Annotated in this window: 16 protein-coding genes; 6 read left to right on the forward strand and 10 right to left on the reverse strand. The window is 62.7% G+C overall.

All coding sequences use genetic code 11. The features are described 5' to 3' along the window. Nucleotides 1-153: 153 nt before the first annotated feature. From QM467_RS19385 to QM467_RS19400, 4 genes are all read right to left on the reverse strand, one after another. Nucleotides 154-729: a HupE/UreJ family protein gene (locus tag QM467_RS19385; RefSeq protein ID WP_283367985.1), complete on the reverse strand. Its 576-nt coding sequence runs from the start codon at nt 727-729 to the stop codon at nt 154-156. Nucleotides 730-1220: 491 nt separating this feature from the next. Beyond that, a complete protein-coding gene (locus QM467_RS19390; protein WP_283367986.1) occupies nt 1221-2114 on the reverse strand; it encodes a LysR substrate-binding domain-containing protein in 894 nt (297 codons plus the stop codon). Between the two features lie 73 nt (nt 2115-2187). After that, nucleotides 2188-2586, reverse strand: a complete 399-nt coding sequence (locus tag QM467_RS19395) for a rhodanese-like domain-containing protein (RefSeq protein WP_283367987.1) — start codon at nt 2584-2586, stop codon at nt 2188-2190. Then, on the reverse strand, nt 2583-2912 hold the full coding sequence (locus tag QM467_RS19400) for an ArsR/SmtB family transcription factor (RefSeq protein WP_283367988.1): 330 nt from the start codon (nt 2910-2912) through the stop codon (nt 2583-2585). Before QM467_RS19400 ends, QM467_RS19395 begins: the two co-directional genes overlap by 4 nt. A gap of 62 nt (nt 2913-2974) precedes the next feature. Here QM467_RS19400 and QM467_RS19405 point away from each other — a divergent pair, with 62 nt between their 5' ends. The 4 genes from QM467_RS19405 to QM467_RS19420 all read left to right on the forward strand — a co-directional run bounded on the left by QM467_RS19405 (nt 2975) and on the right by QM467_RS19420 (nt 8606). Continuing rightward, entirely contained in the window at nt 2975-3991 is a 1017-nt protein-coding gene (locus QM467_RS19405) for an efflux RND transporter periplasmic adaptor subunit (RefSeq protein WP_283367989.1), read from the forward strand. Between the two features lie 8 nt (nt 3992-3999). Next, entirely contained in the window at nt 4000-7251 is a 3252-nt protein-coding gene (locus tag QM467_RS19410) for an efflux RND transporter permease subunit (RefSeq protein WP_283367990.1), read from the forward strand. A 216-nt stretch (nt 7252-7467) separates the two neighbouring features. Beyond that, entirely contained in the window at nt 7468-7839 is a 372-nt protein-coding gene (locus QM467_RS19415; RefSeq protein ID WP_283367991.1) for a DUF2147 domain-containing protein, read from the forward strand. A 104-nt stretch (nt 7840-7943) separates the two neighbouring features. After that, a complete protein-coding gene (locus QM467_RS19420) occupies nt 7944-8606 on the forward strand; it encodes an SDR family NAD(P)-dependent oxidoreductase (protein WP_283368000.1) in 663 nt (220 codons plus the stop codon). An 81-nt stretch (nt 8607-8687) separates the two neighbouring features. Here the strand turns inward: QM467_RS19420 and ccoG are convergent, their stop codons facing one another. Beyond that, on the reverse strand, nt 8688-10133 hold the full coding sequence (gene ccoG, locus QM467_RS19425) for a cytochrome c oxidase accessory protein CcoG (protein WP_283367992.1): 1446 nt from the start codon (nt 10131-10133) through the stop codon (nt 8688-8690). Between the two features lie 54 nt (nt 10134-10187). Then, nucleotides 10188-10382, reverse strand: coding sequence for a hypothetical protein (locus tag QM467_RS19430; protein ID WP_283367993.1), 195 nt, complete (start codon nt 10380-10382; stop codon nt 10188-10190). Between the two features lie 86 nt (nt 10383-10468). On the opposite strand from QM467_RS19430, the gene QM467_RS19435 reads away from it, so the two are divergent. Next, on the forward strand, nt 10469-10984 hold the full coding sequence (locus QM467_RS19435) for a thioredoxin family protein (protein ID WP_283367994.1): 516 nt from the start codon (nt 10469-10471) through the stop codon (nt 10982-10984). Between the two features lie 15 nt (nt 10985-10999). Here QM467_RS19435 and QM467_RS19440 read toward each other — a convergent pair whose 3' ends face one another. Beyond that, nucleotides 11000-11479, reverse strand: a complete 480-nt coding sequence (locus QM467_RS19440) for an RrF2 family transcriptional regulator (protein ID WP_283367995.1) — start codon at nt 11477-11479, stop codon at nt 11000-11002. A 386-nt stretch (nt 11480-11865) separates the two neighbouring features. On the opposite strand from QM467_RS19440, the gene QM467_RS19445 reads away from it, so the two are divergent. After that, nucleotides 11866-13074: an iron-containing redox enzyme family protein gene (locus tag QM467_RS19445; RefSeq protein WP_283367996.1), complete on the forward strand. Its 1209-nt coding sequence runs from the start codon at nt 11866-11868 to the stop codon at nt 13072-13074. 200 nt (nt 13075-13274) lie between these two features. On the opposite strand, the gene QM467_RS19450 is transcribed toward QM467_RS19445, so the two are convergent. The 3 genes from QM467_RS19450 to QM467_RS19460 all read right to left on the reverse strand — a co-directional run bounded on the left by QM467_RS19450 (nt 13275) and on the right by QM467_RS19460 (nt 15241). Next, nucleotides 13275-13631 (reverse strand): DUF971 domain-containing protein, encoded by a 357-nt coding sequence (locus QM467_RS19450; RefSeq protein WP_283367997.1) that lies wholly within the window; start codon nt 13629-13631, stop codon nt 13275-13277. Between the two features lie 59 nt (nt 13632-13690). Then, entirely contained in the window at nt 13691-14029 is a 339-nt protein-coding gene (locus QM467_RS19455) for a TusE/DsrC/DsvC family sulfur relay protein (protein ID WP_283367998.1), read from the reverse strand. A gap of 84 nt (nt 14030-14113) precedes the next feature. Beyond that, entirely contained in the window at nt 14114-15241 is a 1128-nt protein-coding gene (locus tag QM467_RS19460; protein ID WP_283367999.1) for an Mrp/NBP35 family ATP-binding protein, read from the reverse strand. Nucleotides 15242-15557 lie beyond the last annotated feature (316 nt).

Genomic DNA, 15557 nt, shown 5'->3' on the forward strand with positions numbered 1-15557 from the left:
TCCGTGACGAGAACCTGCGTTCCGGCAGGCTGCGGGCCAGCGAGCAGCGGCGTGTGTCGCAATTGCTCGCCGCCGCGTCGCCAGAGCGCCGAAATCTTGTCGCCTTCGACAATGCCGATCGGAACGCCGACGCATGTCCTTGCAGGGAGGGCCTCAGGCGTTGCCGAGCATCCAGGCGCCGCTCAGGGTGATGAAGGCGCCGGCGATCCGCGACAGAATCTTTCCCGGGCGAAGCAGCGACAGGCCGAAGCCCGCGCCTTGCAGGATCAGGCTGGCCAACACAAAGCCGCCGAAGAACAAAGCCTGCGTCGCGGTGGCCGGGGCCTCGGCGCCATGGGCGAAGCCATGGCAGAATGCGAACAGCCCGACCAGACCCGCGGCGGGAACGGGCGGCATTTTGACGTCAAAGGCCAGCAGCAATCCGAGAGCGGCGACCGAAGCGGCAATGCCATATTCGATGAAGCCGGGCGCCTCGGAATGGAAGCCGAGCGCGGCGCCGACCATCATCAATCCGACGAAGACAGCTGGAATGACGAAGCGGGCGCGGCCGGACAACTGTCCGGCCCAATAGCCCGTGGCGATCATGGCGAGCAGATGATCCGCGCCGGTGAACGGATGGATGAAGCCGTCCTCGAAGCCCGCCGCGTGCAGGCCGGGATGAGCGGAAGCAGCAAAGGGAAAGGCCGCGAGCACAACTGCGGCGGCGGCGGTCTTCAGGTTCTTGTGCATTTCACCCTCCCATGCGGACTTAGGAATTTCGCGTTTCAAAGTCTTGTAGGCCGGCGTCATTGGCGAGCAGCGGCTCGACAGATTTGCAGGACTGCTCCGCCGGCAGGGAGCGCAAGCCTCGCTCTTCGAGGCTTCGGTCATATTGCTTCATGCCCCTGTCATTTCCAGAGCCCGTCTGAATCGGCGCAACTCACGTTAGCCCCGCCGAAACGGGAACTCGGCGGTTTTGAGCGAATCGCAAATGAAAAGCGTTCAACCAACAATCGGATTCATATGGGCGTTACGTCACGCCTAAAAAATTTCAAATTTGACCGCGGAGTCGATCTTCATATTCATATTCTACGTTGTGACGATGGTAAAGGACAAGAAGCGGCGTTCCCTGCGTCAGCGTGGACTTCCGATGCGATCATCAGACGTGGGCGCTGATGGCGTCCATGGACTCGATTGCAGGCGTTCGACGAGGATGGCGCGCCACCTTCTGACAACTGAGCTCACGGCTGTTTCGGCTCGGATTCGAGGAGCAGGGCAAGCATGGCGCTTGTCGCTCGAGACCGGTAGAGCTGGCGATGCGACAGGACATAGAATGGGCGCTTCGGCAGGGCGAAGGGCAGTTGGACCAATGCGTCGGCCCGAATAGACGCGCGAGCGACGAGGCTCGACATGACCGCCAGACCGGCGCCGGCCTCGACAGCTGATCGCACCGCTTCATTGGACGGCAGTTCAAGAACGATCCGCCGCTGCCGGGGCTGAGGACATAATGTCTGCATCGCGTCTTCGAAGGCCTCACGCGTGCCCGATCCCTTTTCGCGTGCAACCCAAGGCGCGTCATAAATTCCTGCCGCCCCCCCGACGGCGTAGGCCTTGGCAAGCGCGGGCGCCGCAACGATGACCAGTTCATCTTCATCGATTTGCGTAACAGTGAGCGCGGGATCCGTCACAGCGCCTTCGACCAGTCCGAGATCGATTTCGCCTGCGATCGCAAGTTCGGCGACCTCATGTGTGTTTCCGATCGTGAGATTGATCGACACGCCGGGATAAAGGGCGATGAAGCGAGAAAGGCGCTGCGGCAGCCAATAATGGCCGGTCGTTTGGCTGGCGGCGATCATGAGGCGCCCCGCTTTCAGACCGCCAATATCAGCCAAAACTTTTTCCGCGCGTTGTGCGGCGATCAGCAGATTCCGCGCCTCCGACAGGAAGGCGCGTCCCTCCTGCGTCAAAGCGACGCGCCGCCCGATCCGGTCGAACAGTTTTATGTCATGGCGCTGCTCGAGCGCGCTGATCGCCGCGCTGACGGCGGATTGTGTCAGGTTGAGCTGACCGGCAGCGCGGGTGACATGCTCAAGTTCGGCGACGGCGACGAAAATTCGCAATTGCTCCAGAGTCACCGGCGATCTCCAGTCGGCCCGTTCCGCGCGCTCTGGACAATCCGCAGGCGCGCGCGACGGCCGCGCTTCGGCGTCATGCCGTCGTTACGGGGCCGTTGGCGGCCTTCCAGGCCGCTATGCCGCCGGCCAGATTGAATACCTTTCCAAAGCCCATGTCGACGAGGGTCTTGCAGGCGAGGGTGGATCGCCCGCCGGATGCGCAATAGACCACGATCCGGTCGGCGCGGGCGAGTTCGGGCTTGTGCATCGGCGATTCGGGATCGGCGTGGAATTCGAGGAAGCCACGCGCGGCGTGCAGGGCGGCCGGCGCCGCGCCGGCGGCAAACTCCTGCGCCTCTCTGACGTCGAGGAACAACACGGTAGGATCGCCGACCAAAGCCATGGCGTCGTGGACCGAGATGGTCTCGATGGCGGCGTTTGCCTCCGCGATCAATTGTTTGAAGCCTTTCTTCAAGGGCCGGATCATAGTCATCGGGTTTTCCTCTTCGATTTTTGCGATGGCGCGGCGGCGCAGAAGGTTTCGGCGAGACGGCTGACGAATTTGCTGATTCTGGCGTCGCCGAGCGAATAGTATATCGTCTGGCGCACGCGTCTCGCCTTGACGATCCGGTCCTTGCGCAGCAGCATGAGGTGGCGGGAGGCGGCAGTGGCGGAAACGCCGGCGATTTCCGCCAGTCCGGTCACGCAAATTTCGCTTCCGACGAGCGCGCAGACGATGCGCAGCCGTGCGGGATGGGCCAGCGCCCTGATCAGATCGCTGGCCTGAGCCGCCGCCAATTCGAACCGCTTGACATCCATCGATCAATATTCTCATATATTTGAATATATGTAAATCACACACAACTCGGATAATCCGCGTCATGCGCAAGCTGAGCCCCAAATCGCTACCCTTCAGGGGATTCGCCTCCGCCGCTTTGGGCTTTTTGCTCGCGGGCGCGGCGCAAGCGAGCGACTTCGCCGTCGAGAAGCACAAGGTTCCGGACATGAAGGCGATGTTCGGCCAGGTCCAGAGTCGCGACATCACCCCCGCCCGCACGCGCATCGGCGGCACTCTGGTCAGCCGCTCGGTCGACGAAGGCGCGCAGGTCAAGGCGGGCGACGTCATCGCGATCGTGACGGACGAAAAGCTGGCGCTTCAGGCCCAGTCGCTTGACGGCCAGCTCAGCGCGCTCGAGTCGCAGCTCGCCAACGCCAATGACGCGCTGAAACGCGCGGAGGATCTGCTGCCGCGCGGCTTCGTCACCAGGGCGGCCTATGACCAGGCCAAAACCAATGTGGACGTGTTGCAGCATCAGGTCGAATCGATGCGCTCGCAGCGCGCGGTGGTCGCGCAGCAGATGGCCGAGGGCAGCGTGCTCGCGCCCAAGGACGGTCGGGTGCTGACGCTGTCCGCCATTCCCGGCGCGGTGGTCATGCCCGGCGAGCCAATCGCGCGCATCGCCGCCGGCGCGCTCTTTTTGCGTCTCAGCCTGCCCGAGCGCCATGCCGCTTTGTTGCAAATTGGCGCGCCGGTCCTGCTTGCGCCGCGCGGCCAGGACGCGGGCGTCGAAACCGAAGCCGCCGCCATGCGCAAGGGACGGATCGTGAAGATCTATCCCGAGATCGACAATGGCCGCGTCATCGCCGACGCCGAGGTTGAAAATCTCGGCGACCATTTCGTCGGAGAGCGGGTGAAAATCCTTGCGCCGGTCGGCGTGCGCGAGGTGATGCTCATTCCGCGCGCGGCGGTGACGACGCGCGCGGGGGTTGATTATGTCCGTCTCCAGCGCGCCGAGGGTCCGCTGGACGTGGCGATCGTTTACGCCGATTCCGCCGAGCCTGACATGGTCGAGGTTCTCACCGGCCTCTCGGCGGGCGACAAGGTTCTGGTCCCATGAGCGTTCCCATGAGCGAAGAGCCCATCGCCTCCGGCCAGGGTCGGCCCCCAGAAAGGCCTTTGGGCCTCGCCGGCTTTCTCACCCGCGCCTTCATCGCCTCGCCGCTGACGCCGCTGCTGCTCATTGCGGCGCTGGCGCTCGGCCTTCTGGCGCTCGTCACCTTGCCGCGTGAAGAGGAGCCGCAGATTTCCGTGCCGATGGTGGATATCGTCGTTCAGGCCAATGGCCTGAAGGCGGAGGACGCCGTCAAGCTGGTCACCGAGCCGCTGGAGACCATCGTCAAGGGCATCAATGGCGTCGAGCACGTCTATTCCAAGACCTATGACGATCAGGTCGTGGTCACGGTGCGTTTCCTCGTCGGCTCATCGACGGACGCCTCGATCCTGCGCGTGCACGACAAGGTGCGCGCCAATATGGACAAAATTCCTTCCGGCATTCCGGAGCCCCTCATCGTCGGCCGCGGCATCGACGACGTCGCCATTGTCGTGCTCACCCTGTCGCCCAAACCGGAGGTCGCGTCGCGCTGGAGCGCCGATGGCCTGACTTCCGTCGCGCGCGAATTGCGTACGGAACTCGCGAAACTCGAAGACGTCGGCTTGAGCTATCTCGTCGGCGAGCAGGCCGACGAGATCCGCGTCGAGCCTGACCCGGAGGCGCTGGCCAAATATGGCGTGACGTTGCAGCAGCTCGCCGCAAAGGTGCAGGGCGCCAATACCGCCTTCAAGGCTGGGCTGATCCGCGACAAGGGCCTGCAGATCGAGGCCATCGCGGGCCGCACGCTGAAGACAGTGCCCGAGATCGGCAATCTGCTCGTCACAACGCGCGACAACCGCCCGGTCTATCTGCGCGACGTCGCCAAAGTCACGGTCGTCGGCGAGCCCAACGAGGCGCGCGTCGCCCATTTCGTGAAGGGCGAGAATGGCGCGCTGCAGGGCGCTCCTGCGGTTTCGGTCGCCATCGCCAAGCGTGCGGGCGCCAACGCCGTGGTGATTTCCGAGCGGATCATCGAGCAGTTGCAAAGCCTCAAAGGCTCCGTCGTTCCCGCGGACATCGACGTGCAGGTGTCGCGCAATTACGGCGAGACGGCCAATGAGAAGGCCAACGAACTGCTGTTCCACCTCGCGCTGGCGACCATTTCCATCGTCGCGCTTGTGGCCTTCGCCATCGGCTGGCGCGAGGGCCTGGTGGTGGCCATCGTCATCCCGACCACCATCCTGCTGACGCTCTTTGCGGCGCGGCTGATGGGCTACACGCTCAATCGCGTCAGCCTGTTCGCCCTGATCTTCTCCATCGGCATTCTGGTCGACGACGCCATCGTCGTGATCGAGAATATCGCGCGGCACTGGGCCATGAAGGACGGCCGCACGCGCGGGCAGGCGGCCATCGACGGCGTGGCGGAGGTCGGCAATCCGACCATCGTGGCGACCCTCACCGTGGTCGCGGCCTTGCTGCCCATGCTGTTCGTCTCGGGCCTGATGGGGCCTTATATGAGCCCCATTCCGGCCAACGCCTCGGCGGCGATGGTGTTCTCCTTCTTCGTCGCGGTGATCCTCACGCCCTGGCTGATGATGAAGTTCGCGAGCAACGCGCCAGCCGATCATCACGAGGCCCATGACGGCGGCAAGCTCGGCGCGCTCTATCGCCGCGTCGCCGCGCCTGTTTTGCGCACGAAGCGTTCCGCCTGGATCTTCCTGCTCGCCGTCGGCGTCGCCACGCTCGCCTCGCTCAGCCTGTTCTATTTCAAGGCGGTGACAGTCAAGCTGCTGCCGTTCGACAACAAGGCGGAAGTCGCCATCGTCGCGGACCTGCCGCGCGGCGCCTCGGTCGAGGAAACAGACCGTATTCTGCGCTCCGCGATCGAGCGCGTGAAGGACATTCCTGAAATCCTGTCCTTCGAGACCTATGCGGGGACCGCGGCGCCGTTCAACTTCAACGGCCTCGTGCGCCATTATTACATGCGCGAGATGCCCGAGATGGGCGACGTGCAGATCAACCTCAAGTCCAAGAACGAGCGCTCGCGCTCCAGCCATGACATCGCGCTGGACGTCCGCCAGCGTCTGGCGGGGCTGGACATGCCCGCGCATTCGTCGCTGAAGGTGGTGGAGCCGCCGCCGGGGCCGCCGGTTCTGGCCACATTGCTCGCGGAAATCTACGGGCCGGACCCCCAGACCCGCCGCGCGGTCGCGGCGCAGGTGCGCAAGGCCTTTGAAAGCGCGTCCTTCATCGTGGACGTCGACGATTCCTATGGCGTGCAGGCGCCGCGCAAGCGCATCGAAATCGACCAGGATTCGCTCGAATTCTTCGGCGTCCAGCAGGGCGACGTGTTCGAGACGCTGCGCCGGCTCTATGGCCAGGACGTGGTCGGCTATTCGCATCGCGGCGAAGGGCGGCAACCCCTGCCGATCCGGCTGGCGCTGGCCAAGAACGCCCGCCAGCTCGACGAGTCGGCCCTGACCACGCCTGTTCCAGCCAACGCCCTCCCAGGCAATCGCGCTATCGTCGAACTCGGCGATGTGGCGCGGGTGTCGGACGAGCTGTCGTCCTTCCCGATCTTCCGCCACAACGGCCGCGCCGCCGAAATGGTGCAGGCGGAGCTCGCCGGCGCCTATGAGGCGCCGCTTTATGGCATGATGGCGGTCAATGCGGCGCTGGACAAGATGGAGTTCCCGGCGGGCGTTCCCAAGCCCCAGGTTCTGCTGCACGGCCAGCCTCTCGACGAGAGCAAGGCGTCGTTGCTGTGGGACGGCGAATGGGAAGTCACCTGGGTGACCTTCCGCGACATGGGCGCGGCCTTCATGGCGGCTCTGGTCGGCATCTATATCCTGGTCGTGGCGCAGTTCCGCTCGTTCAAATTGCCTCTGGTGATCCTGACGCCGATCCCGCTGACCTTCATCGGCATCATGTTCGGCCACTGGCTGTTCCACGCCGCCTTCACCGCGACCTCGATGATCGGCTTCATCGCGCTCGCCGGCATCATCGTGCGCAACTCGATCCTGCTGGTGGATTTCGTTCGCCACGCCGATCATGCCAAGGGTCTGCGCGAAGTGCTGATCGAGGCCGGGGCGATCCGCTTCAAGCCGATCCTGCTGACCGCGCTGGCGGCGATGATCGGCGCGGCGGTGATCCTGTCCGACCCGATCTTCCAGGGGCTGGCGCTGTCGCTGCTGTTCGGCCTCGCGTCATCCACGGCGCTGACCGTGCTGGTCATCCCGGCGATCTATGTCGTTCTGCGCGGCGGACCGAATTTCGACGCGAGTTGATCGAGACTGCAAGATTGCAGCTGAAAGACAGGGCGGGGCCGGGGGCGGACCCGCCCCTTTTCGTTTTTCGATCCGGCCCATAACGAACTCGCTTCCTGCCGCCGCGATTCAATTTCGACGTGGGGCTTGATATTGTTAAATACGAATGTGAGGATGCAATCCGCCGGCGGCACAAGGGACAATCCCGGGCCAAAATGCCGGATAGGGAGAGAAACGATGAAGAGGAATTATTGGGCCGCGCTCGTCGCGGCCAGCGGAATCGCATTGACCATCGCGGCGCCCGCCGCGTGGGCGACGGAGATCGCCGGCGATTATACGAGACCCAATGGCGACAAGGCGCGAGTCTCGGTCAGCGATGGCAAGCTTTATTGCAAGATCGTATCCGGCTCGCAGCCGGGATTTGAAATGTGCCACGGGATGGAAAAGACCGGCGCGGGAATCTGGCAGGGCGGGCAAATGAAACACCCGTCCATGCCGGGCATGATGACCTTTAACGGCACGGTGACCGCCACCGCGTCAGGCCTGTCGATCAAGGGCTGCGCCGTCGGCCAGTCGATGTGCGACGCAGAGAACTGGGCTCGGAATTAAGCCGAAATACCGCCGGTCGCGGCTTCTCGCGCCCGGCGGGCGCCGCGTCCGTTCAGCCGGGCGGCGTGCGAGGAGGCATCAAGGTGCGCGAACTCGAAGGACGGATGGTGATTGTCACGGGCGCTTCCGGCGCTCTGGGCTCGGCGGTCTCGGAATTGCTTGCCGGCAGAGGCGCACGGGTGGTCGGCGTCGACCGTGCGGAAAATAATCGCAATCGCACAGTCGATTTCGCCGGTGTCGATCTGGCGGACGAGACGGCCTGCCGGCGGGCGGTCGATATGGCTGTGGCGCGATCGGGTCCGCTTTACGGCTTGGTCAATATCGCTGGCGGGTTCGAGATGGCGACGCTCGCGGAGGGCGGGGCCCGAACATGGGACCGCATGTACCACATCAACCTGCGCACAGCTCTCTGTGCGTCCGGCGCGGCCCTGCCTCACTTCCCGGAGCGTGGCGCCGGCCGTATCGTCAATGTCGGCGCCGGCGCGGCGGCGCGGGGCGCTGCCGCCATGGGCGCATATGCCGCCGCGAAATCCGGCGTCGCGCGCCTGACCGAGAGCCTGTCGGAGGAATTGCGGAGCGCGGGCGTCACTGTCAATGCGGTGTTGCCGAATATTATCGACACGCCAGCCAATCGGACCGCCATGCCGGACGCGGATTTTTCCAAATGGACGTCGCCGGCGGCGATTGCGCGCGTGATCGCCTTTCTGCTGTCGGACGAAGCGTCGGCGGTGACCGGGGCGCTGATTCCCGTAACGGGCGCGAGCTAGACAGCGAGGCGCGCCGAAGCGCGACACATTTGTCTCGCGGCGCCCGCCGGATCCCTGACCGGCAGGCGCCTTCTTTTGGGGTCAATGCGGGAAGAAGTGGTCCTTTGCGCTCGCCGTCACGCCGGTCTTCATGTCTTTGGCGAAGAAGACGACGTCGGCGGCGTCGCGCGGCGCCTGATCCTTGGGCGCGACCACCAGCAGCCGCAGTTCGAGCGTCTGATCCGGACCGACCTCGATTGTCGGCTCATCCTTCGCGGCGACTTCGCCCGCGATCCGGATATGGGCGCCTTTCAAGCCTTCGACATGAAGCTGGAAAGTCCGCGGATCGCCATTCTTGTTGAGCAGGCGCACGGTATAGCCGTTCTGGATCGAACCATCCGACAATTCCGTGGCGAGCGGATTGCGATCGTGCAGCACGTTGACGCCCGTCCATTTCTTGTTCGCCAGAACATAGGCCATGAAACCCGCGACCATGGCGATTAGGACGACATAAAGGACCGTTCTCGGCCGGATGACGCGATAGATTTCCGGCAGCCCGGCGCGCCTGCGGTCGGCGTTGATATCGTTGTCATAAGCGATCAGGCCCGTCTGACGTCCCAGTTCGTTCATGACGTTGTCGCAGGCGTCGATGCACAGGCCGCACTGGATGCAGCCGAGCTGGGAGCCGTGGCGAATGTCCACGCCGGTGGGACATACGGCGACGCACTGGCGGCAGTCCACGCAGTCGCCAGCGGGCTCGCCCTTCTGGCGCAGGGCCACGGCCTTTTTGGCCGAGACGCGGGGCTCGCCGCGGTCGCCGCGATAGGTGACGTTCAGCGCCCATTCGTCGGTCAGCGCCGCCTGGATCCGCGGCCATGGACACATGTACACGCAGACCTGTTCCCGCATATGTCCGGCGAGCGCATAGGTGGTGAAGGTCAGGATGGCGATCCAGATATAAACGGTTGAACTTGCCCGGAATGTCGCCAGGTCGTGCACGAGGGTGGGGGCGTCGGCGAAATAGAGCACCCAGGCGCCGCCCGTCCACCAGGCCAATGCGAGCCAGAGGGAATGTTTGGCCGCCAGCTCCCACACGCGTTTCAGCGTCAGCCCTTCCCTGGCCTTGCGCATACGGTCGCGGCGATCGCCCTCAATGGCGCGCTCGATCATATAGAACAGATCGGTCCAGACCGTCTGCGGACACATATAGCCGCACCAGACGCGGCCCGCGACGGCGTTCAGCAGAAACAGGGTCAGGGCGGCGATAATGAGCAGACCGGTGAAATAATAAACTTCCTGCGGCCAAAGTTCGATGAAAAAGAAATAAAATCGCCGATGAGGAATATCGACCAGCACCGCCTGGTCAGGCGCGTCCAGGCCGCGATGCCAGCGCACGAATGGGAGAATATAATAAAGGCCAAGCGCGAAAGCCATGAACGCCCATTTGATCCGCCTGAAGCGGCCGTGCACCGATTGCGGATAGACCTTCTTGTCCGCCGCATAGAGCGGACCAACCAGATTGGTTTCTTGCTTTTGATGGACGTTCATGGCGGGGCCTACAGATGACGAAAAATTACGGAAAAACAGTATGATGCCGCTTATTCAAATCTTGGCCGCCAGCTTTCTGGCCAGCGGCAACGACAAGGGCATGGCCAGGACGAATCCAGCAAGGATGGCCGACGGCAGCAGTCTCATCGAGGCGGCGGCCAGGGCCGTTGTGGCGACGACGATCGTCAATCCGACGCCTGCCAGGGTCGCGCCGAGGACGATCCAGATAAGCAAGTCGACCGCAGACATGGGCGTTTCTCCGAACCTCATGGAAATCGGATAAAGCTATATAAAAAATGTAACAAATAATCCAGCTGAAATTGTAGGCTGTCCGTATGGCCGAGTCTTGTACCGCCGGCGCTTCCCTCCCAATTCATGGCGATGCTCATGGCGGAAGCGATGCTAAAGACGACGACGCTCAGGTGGTTTGCCCGCGAAGCGGCGGCGTCAATCGCGCCAGCCGGGCTAAATTGGCCGAGGGAAAGCGCCCCGACTGCGGGGCTTGCGGAGCGCCCCTGTTCAACGGAGCGATCGATGTCGCGAACGACGCGGCCTTCGCACGTCATGTCGCGCGCACAAGCCTGCCAATATTGATAGATTTCTGGGCGGAGTGGTGCGGACCCTGCAAGGTCATGGCGCCGCAATTCGCCGCGGCGGCGAAACGGCTCGAGCCGCGGGCCCGGTTCCTGAAGGCGAACACCGAAATCCTCGGTGAAACTGCCGCGCGCTTCGGCCTTCGTTCGATTCCTGCGCTCGTTCTCATCCGCGACGGCAGCGAGGTCGCCCGCCAGGCCGGCGCCATCGACGCCAATTCGATTCTGCGCTGGGCGGCTGGCCACGGCGTGGAATAATCGGCGGGAGCCGCGCTACAGAGCGGTCGCGCTGGCGCGTCTGCGTGGTCTGGGCGCCGCCCATTGCGGGCTGAGGGCCTCAAGCACCTCCTGGCGATTGACGGAAATATCGGCGATGGTCGTTCCGTCGAGCACTTCCAGAAACGCGCGGCACGCCCTCTTGAACGTGTCGCCGAGCTTGCAGACGCCGATCAACGGGCACGTGTTGGTTACGGCGTCGAAACATTCGACCAGATTGAGATCGTCCTCAGTCTTTCGAATGATTTCGCCGACTGTAATGTCCTGTGGCGCTCTGGCGAGGCGGAAACCGCCATTTCGGCCGCGAACATTGTCAAGATAGCCCCAAAGTCCAAGCTGGTGGACGCATTTGACGAGATGGGCCTTGGAGATGTCGAAGCTTTCGGCGACCTCGTGGACTGTGATGAGTTCGCCCTTGCGCATCGTCGCGATCATCAGGATTCGCAAGGCGTAATTTGAATAGCTGGTCAGGCGCATGGGAATATCTCACGCCGGGCGACAGCCGCGCGGCGCTAAATGTTATAATAAAAATATAGATTTTCCAACGCGAAGTTTTCGAGATCGATATCGGCCTTGCGCCGGTTCTCGCCAACGCCAGCGATCCGGCTGCGCCATTTGTCCGATTTGTCTTTGAGGACGATGCGGGCATGGGTCGCGCTCTGGCCGTTTTCGTAATATTGCATCGCGCAAATAGGCGAAGCTGGCGGGGCGGCAGCCATGGCCGAAGCTGACAAATTCAGGCAGGCAAAAGCGATGGGAGGCCAATGCCTGCTTGAGGCCGCCGCCGAATCTGGCAGACTGAAGTACAGGAATACGTCTCGTCTCCCGTTCATGGCGGAGCTTTCAGGCGGAGGGGAGTGGCGATGAAATCCGACGAGAATGAACTTGCGACATTCGATGGCGACAGGCCGGTCGTGGCGGAGACAGTCCACCCGCTCCCCAACCTGTTGGACCTCGGCGCGGAGGGTGTGCTGGAATCCATGCGCCGCAGCCAGAAGAATGATTTCACGGCGATGGTCGCGGAGGTCGAGGAGCCAGGATCGCCGCTTCACGCCTTATTCGCCGATTTGCGAAATCGCGTGCCGGCTGATCATCCCTTTCAGCGCATCGCTTTATTCCGCAAGGGCGCTTTACAAGAGATGTTCGTCGATCTGCATGACCATGTCATGAGCCACCCCGTGTGGCTCCATCCCTTTTTCGTGCGGGTGTTTGAGGGCCGCATCGATTTGGCTCAGGTCGCGGCCTTCGCCATTCAGTATTTCAATCAGATAAAGAACACGCGTCAGTGCGTTGCGATGGCGATCGGCCGTTTTCATGGTTTGACGCCGCTCCCCTACGACGTGTTAAACGAGCGCGTTTCGGAAATCACACAGGTCGCGCTGGCGCAACTGGTCGCCGACGAATATGGTGTCGGAAGCCGTGCGGTCGAGGATTATCCCGACCTCCGCCATCTGCTGCTCTCAAAAACGCACATCGCAATGTACCGGCAATTGTTTGAAGGGCTGGGCATTCCTCCCGACGAACAGGACGCAGCCATGCTGCCCGGCGTCGCCGATAACGTGCTCACCCAGCGCCTGGTCGCGAGCCACCCCGCATTTTCACCTTTGGAGTCGCTGTCCTCGGTCGGTCTGGGCATGGAATGGGGCGTGCCGGAGTTTTTCAGCCTGATACTCGGCGGCCTCATCCGGGTGGCGTTGCGCGAGAAATTGCCACTGACGCCGAGGCATCTCGAAGTGTTTATCGCCCATGTGCGCTATGATGTGCTGCACGCGGTGTCGGTGATGTTGGTGACCTCACTGCACATGCGGGGCCCCGAGGACATCGCCGTCGTGAAAGGGTCATGCAACACCCTGATGGCTGGCCGCTTTGCGATGATGACCGACCTGTACCGCCATGTCTTTGGCGAACGATGCGTCGCATTGGCCGATATCGACCTTGAGCGCCGTTATCGTCTCCGGGACAGCCGCATCCAATCGCTGCTGCTTTCGGCGCGCGAATCCGCTGCGCCGGGACGAGTTCTCGACGAACAGGCCTGGCGGGCGAACCGGAGCGTTCCCTATATTTTTGCGTAGTCGCGCCGGTCCATCGGCGCTGCGAGTTGAACAAATGTTTGATCCGCAACGTGGCTTCGGGCGCCGTCGGCCATGTTCGGACTGAATGGCCAAAGGGTTGAGGATCCTTTGTTTTCGCAGCGTAACAGCGAAAAGCCGGCATCCATTTATTCGCACGCCGCTCTAGCCGCGCGTGAATTTTGCAGGATCAGCCGCACCCCTTATCTCGAAAGCCCTTTCGCCGCGACCTCGTCGAGATAGCCGTTCCATATTCGGGTGCGGTCGGCGCCCAGTTGATGCAAATAATCCCACGTGTAAATGCCCGTCGCGTGTTGATCGTCGAATTCGAGCCGCACCGCATAATTTCCGACAGGCTCCACCGCCACGATCGCCACATTTTTCTTGCCGCCAACGGTCTTTTTCTCGGAGGGAGAATGGCCCTGTACTTCCGCGCTGGGGCTGACGACGCGCAGATATTCCGCGGGCAAGGCGTAAGCCTCGCCCGCTTCGAAGATGATGTGAAGTGTTTTTCCGTGATCGGCGAGCCGCAATTCCGTCGGCCAATGCGCGTGATCCATTTAATTCTCTCTCCATTGGCCAAGAAACAATCGCATCGCGCTTACGATCGCACGGTCGATCAATACCCGCCCTTGCGGCGACTTTCCGCGACGCCGGCGATCCTGCCGCCCTGTTTGGACGGATCGAGCGGGAACAAATTATACAGCGTCTTTTGTTCGACCCTTTCGCCCCATTTTTCCGACATCGCCTTGATGATCGTGCGGGTATTCGGCGTGCTCTGATTGTTGTCGAAAAATTCCTCGCGCAAATAGTCGATTACATCCCAATGACGCGGGCCAAGAGTCACGCCGTCGAGGCCGGCGATATGTTCGGCCAGCTCCCGACTCCAATCTTCCTGATTGACCAGATAGCCGGTGGCGGTGCTTTCGATTTCCTTGCCCTCGAATACATATGCCATTTGATACTCCCGTCCATTCTCCCTTTCCAACGGCGACAGAGCGGCGCAGAAAACGCCCAGCCCTGTCAAAACCTTTGGACACCCTTATCCAACGACGATTTTTGGTCTGCGAGAAACCTCTCTGGAGCCTTGCGCCAGAGCTTCCCGGACTCGTTCGGCCATGGCCAGATAGGGCTTGGCCTGTTCCGACTCGGGAGCGCTCGCCAGCACGGGCAGGCCGTTGTCCGAACCCTCGCGAATGGTCATGTCGAGCGGCGCTTCGCCGAGGAAGGGCACTTCAAACCTGTCCGCTTCCGCGCGCGCGCCGCCATGGGCGAAAATCTCGGACCGTCCGCCACAATGCGGGCAGAGGAAATAGCTCATGTTTTCAAACAGGCCGAGGATCGGCACATGCACCTGCTGGAACATGGCTATGCCGCGTCGCGCGTCGATCAGCGCCAGATCCTGCGGCGTCGAAACGACGATGGCCCCGGCCAGCGAGGCGTTCTGCGCCATGGTCAGTTGCACATCGCCGGTGCCCGGGGGCATGTCGACAACCAGAATATCAAGTTCGCCCCAGGCGACTTCGCGCAGCAATTGGGTGATCGCCGACATGACCATCGGCCCGCGCCAGACAATCGCCGCGTCGTCCTCGACCAAGAAGCCAATCGACATCAGCTTGACGCCGAATTTTTCCAGCGGCTGCAACGAGCGGCCATCGTCGGAAAGCTGGGGCTTGTCCTTGATGCCGAACAGGCGCGGTAGGGACGGCCCGAAAATATCGGCGTCGAGCAAGCCAATTTTCAGACCCGACCGCGCCAGGGCGATCGCCAGATTGGCGGCCGTGGTCGATTTCCCGACGCCGCCCTTGCCCGAAGCGACGGCGATGATTTTGGAGATATGTTCAAGGCCGGAGCCTCTCTCGGGCGCTTCGCTTGGCATTGGCCGTTGCGCGCCATGGCCCGCGCCTGCGCCGCGCGCTTCGGGCCCGCGTTCGGAGGTCAGCACCACCATAGCCGTCGCTACCCCAGGAATGGCTTTGACGGCTTTTTCCGCCGCCAGCCGCATCGGCTCGCTGGCCGCAGCCTGGTCGGGCGCGACGGCAATTGTCACGAAGACCTTGCCGTCGCGGATGCTGACACCGGACAAAGCCCCCGATTCCGCCAGCGACGTCGACCCATCCGGTCCCTTGACGGCTTTAAGTGCTGCATAGATGTCGTCGGTATTGTACATGATCCCTCGCTTCTGTTCATTCTGCGGCGCCCGCCGCGGCGTCGGCTTCCAGATCCTGCGCTTCTATTCAGCCGCGCGTTTCATGGCCGGACGGTAGCGCGGCCTGCTCAGCCATGCGTTTCATGGCCGGACGGTAGCGCGGCCTATTCAGCCGCGCGTTTCATGGCCGGACGGTAGCGCGGCTTACTCAGCCGCGCGTTTCATGGCCGGATAAGTGCAATGCGCGTCATTCGCGAAGGGCGACTCGACGTCGCGGACCTCCGCGAAGGGGATGCGCAGCGTCGACCAGACATCGACCATAGCCTCGACCAGATGG

Source organism: Rhodoblastus sp. 17X3, from assembly GCF_030056575.1.
In the GTDB taxonomy this organism is placed as follows: domain Bacteria; phylum Pseudomonadota; class Alphaproteobacteria; order Rhizobiales; family Beijerinckiaceae; genus Rhodoblastus.

Coding starts and splice junctions, on each gene's coding strand:
- QM467_RS19440 (WP_283367995.1), bottom strand. CDS start 11,479: ATGCGCCTGACCAGCTATTCAAATTACGCCTTGCGAATCCTGATGATC.
- QM467_RS19430 (WP_283367993.1), bottom strand. CDS start 10,382: ATGTCTGCGGTCGACTTGCTTATCTGGATCGTCCTCGGCGCGACCCTG.
- QM467_RS19455 (WP_283367998.1), bottom strand. CDS start 14,029: ATGGCATATGTATTCGAGGGCAAGGAAATCGAAAGCACCGCCACCGGC.
- QM467_RS19395 (WP_283367987.1), bottom strand. CDS start 2,586: ATGACTATGATCCGGCCCTTGAAGAAAGGCTTCAAACAATTGATCGCG.
- QM467_RS19435 (WP_283367994.1), top strand. CDS start 10,469: ATGGCCGAGTCTTGTACCGCCGGCGCTTCCCTCCCAATTCATGGCGAT.
- QM467_RS19405 (WP_283367989.1), top strand. CDS start 2,975: ATGCGCAAGCTGAGCCCCAAATCGCTACCCTTCAGGGGATTCGCCTCC.
- QM467_RS19445 (WP_283367996.1), top strand. CDS start 11,866: ATGAAATCCGACGAGAATGAACTTGCGACATTCGATGGCGACAGGCCG.
- QM467_RS19420 (WP_283368000.1), top strand. CDS start 7,944: ATGGTGATTGTCACGGGCGCTTCCGGCGCTCTGGGCTCGGCGGTCTCG.
- QM467_RS19460 (WP_283367999.1), bottom strand. CDS start 15,241: ATGTACAATACCGACGACATCTATGCAGCACTTAAAGCCGTCAAGGGA.
- QM467_RS19415 (WP_283367991.1), top strand. CDS start 7,468: ATGAAGAGGAATTATTGGGCCGCGCTCGTCGCGGCCAGCGGAATCGCA.
- QM467_RS19450 (WP_283367997.1), bottom strand. CDS start 13,631: ATGGATCACGCGCATTGGCCGACGGAATTGCGGCTCGCCGATCACGGA.
- QM467_RS19400 (WP_283367988.1), bottom strand. CDS start 2,912: ATGGATGTCAAGCGGTTCGAATTGGCGGCGGCTCAGGCCAGCGATCTG.
- ccoG (WP_283367992.1), bottom strand. CDS start 10,133: ATGAACGTCCATCAAAAGCAAGAAACCAATCTGGTTGGTCCGCTCTAT.
- QM467_RS19385 (WP_283367985.1), bottom strand. CDS start 729: ATGCACAAGAACCTGAAGACCGCCGCCGCCGCAGTTGTGCTCGCGGCC.
- QM467_RS19410 (WP_283367990.1), top strand. CDS start 4,000: ATGAGCGAAGAGCCCATCGCCTCCGGCCAGGGTCGGCCCCCAGAAAGG.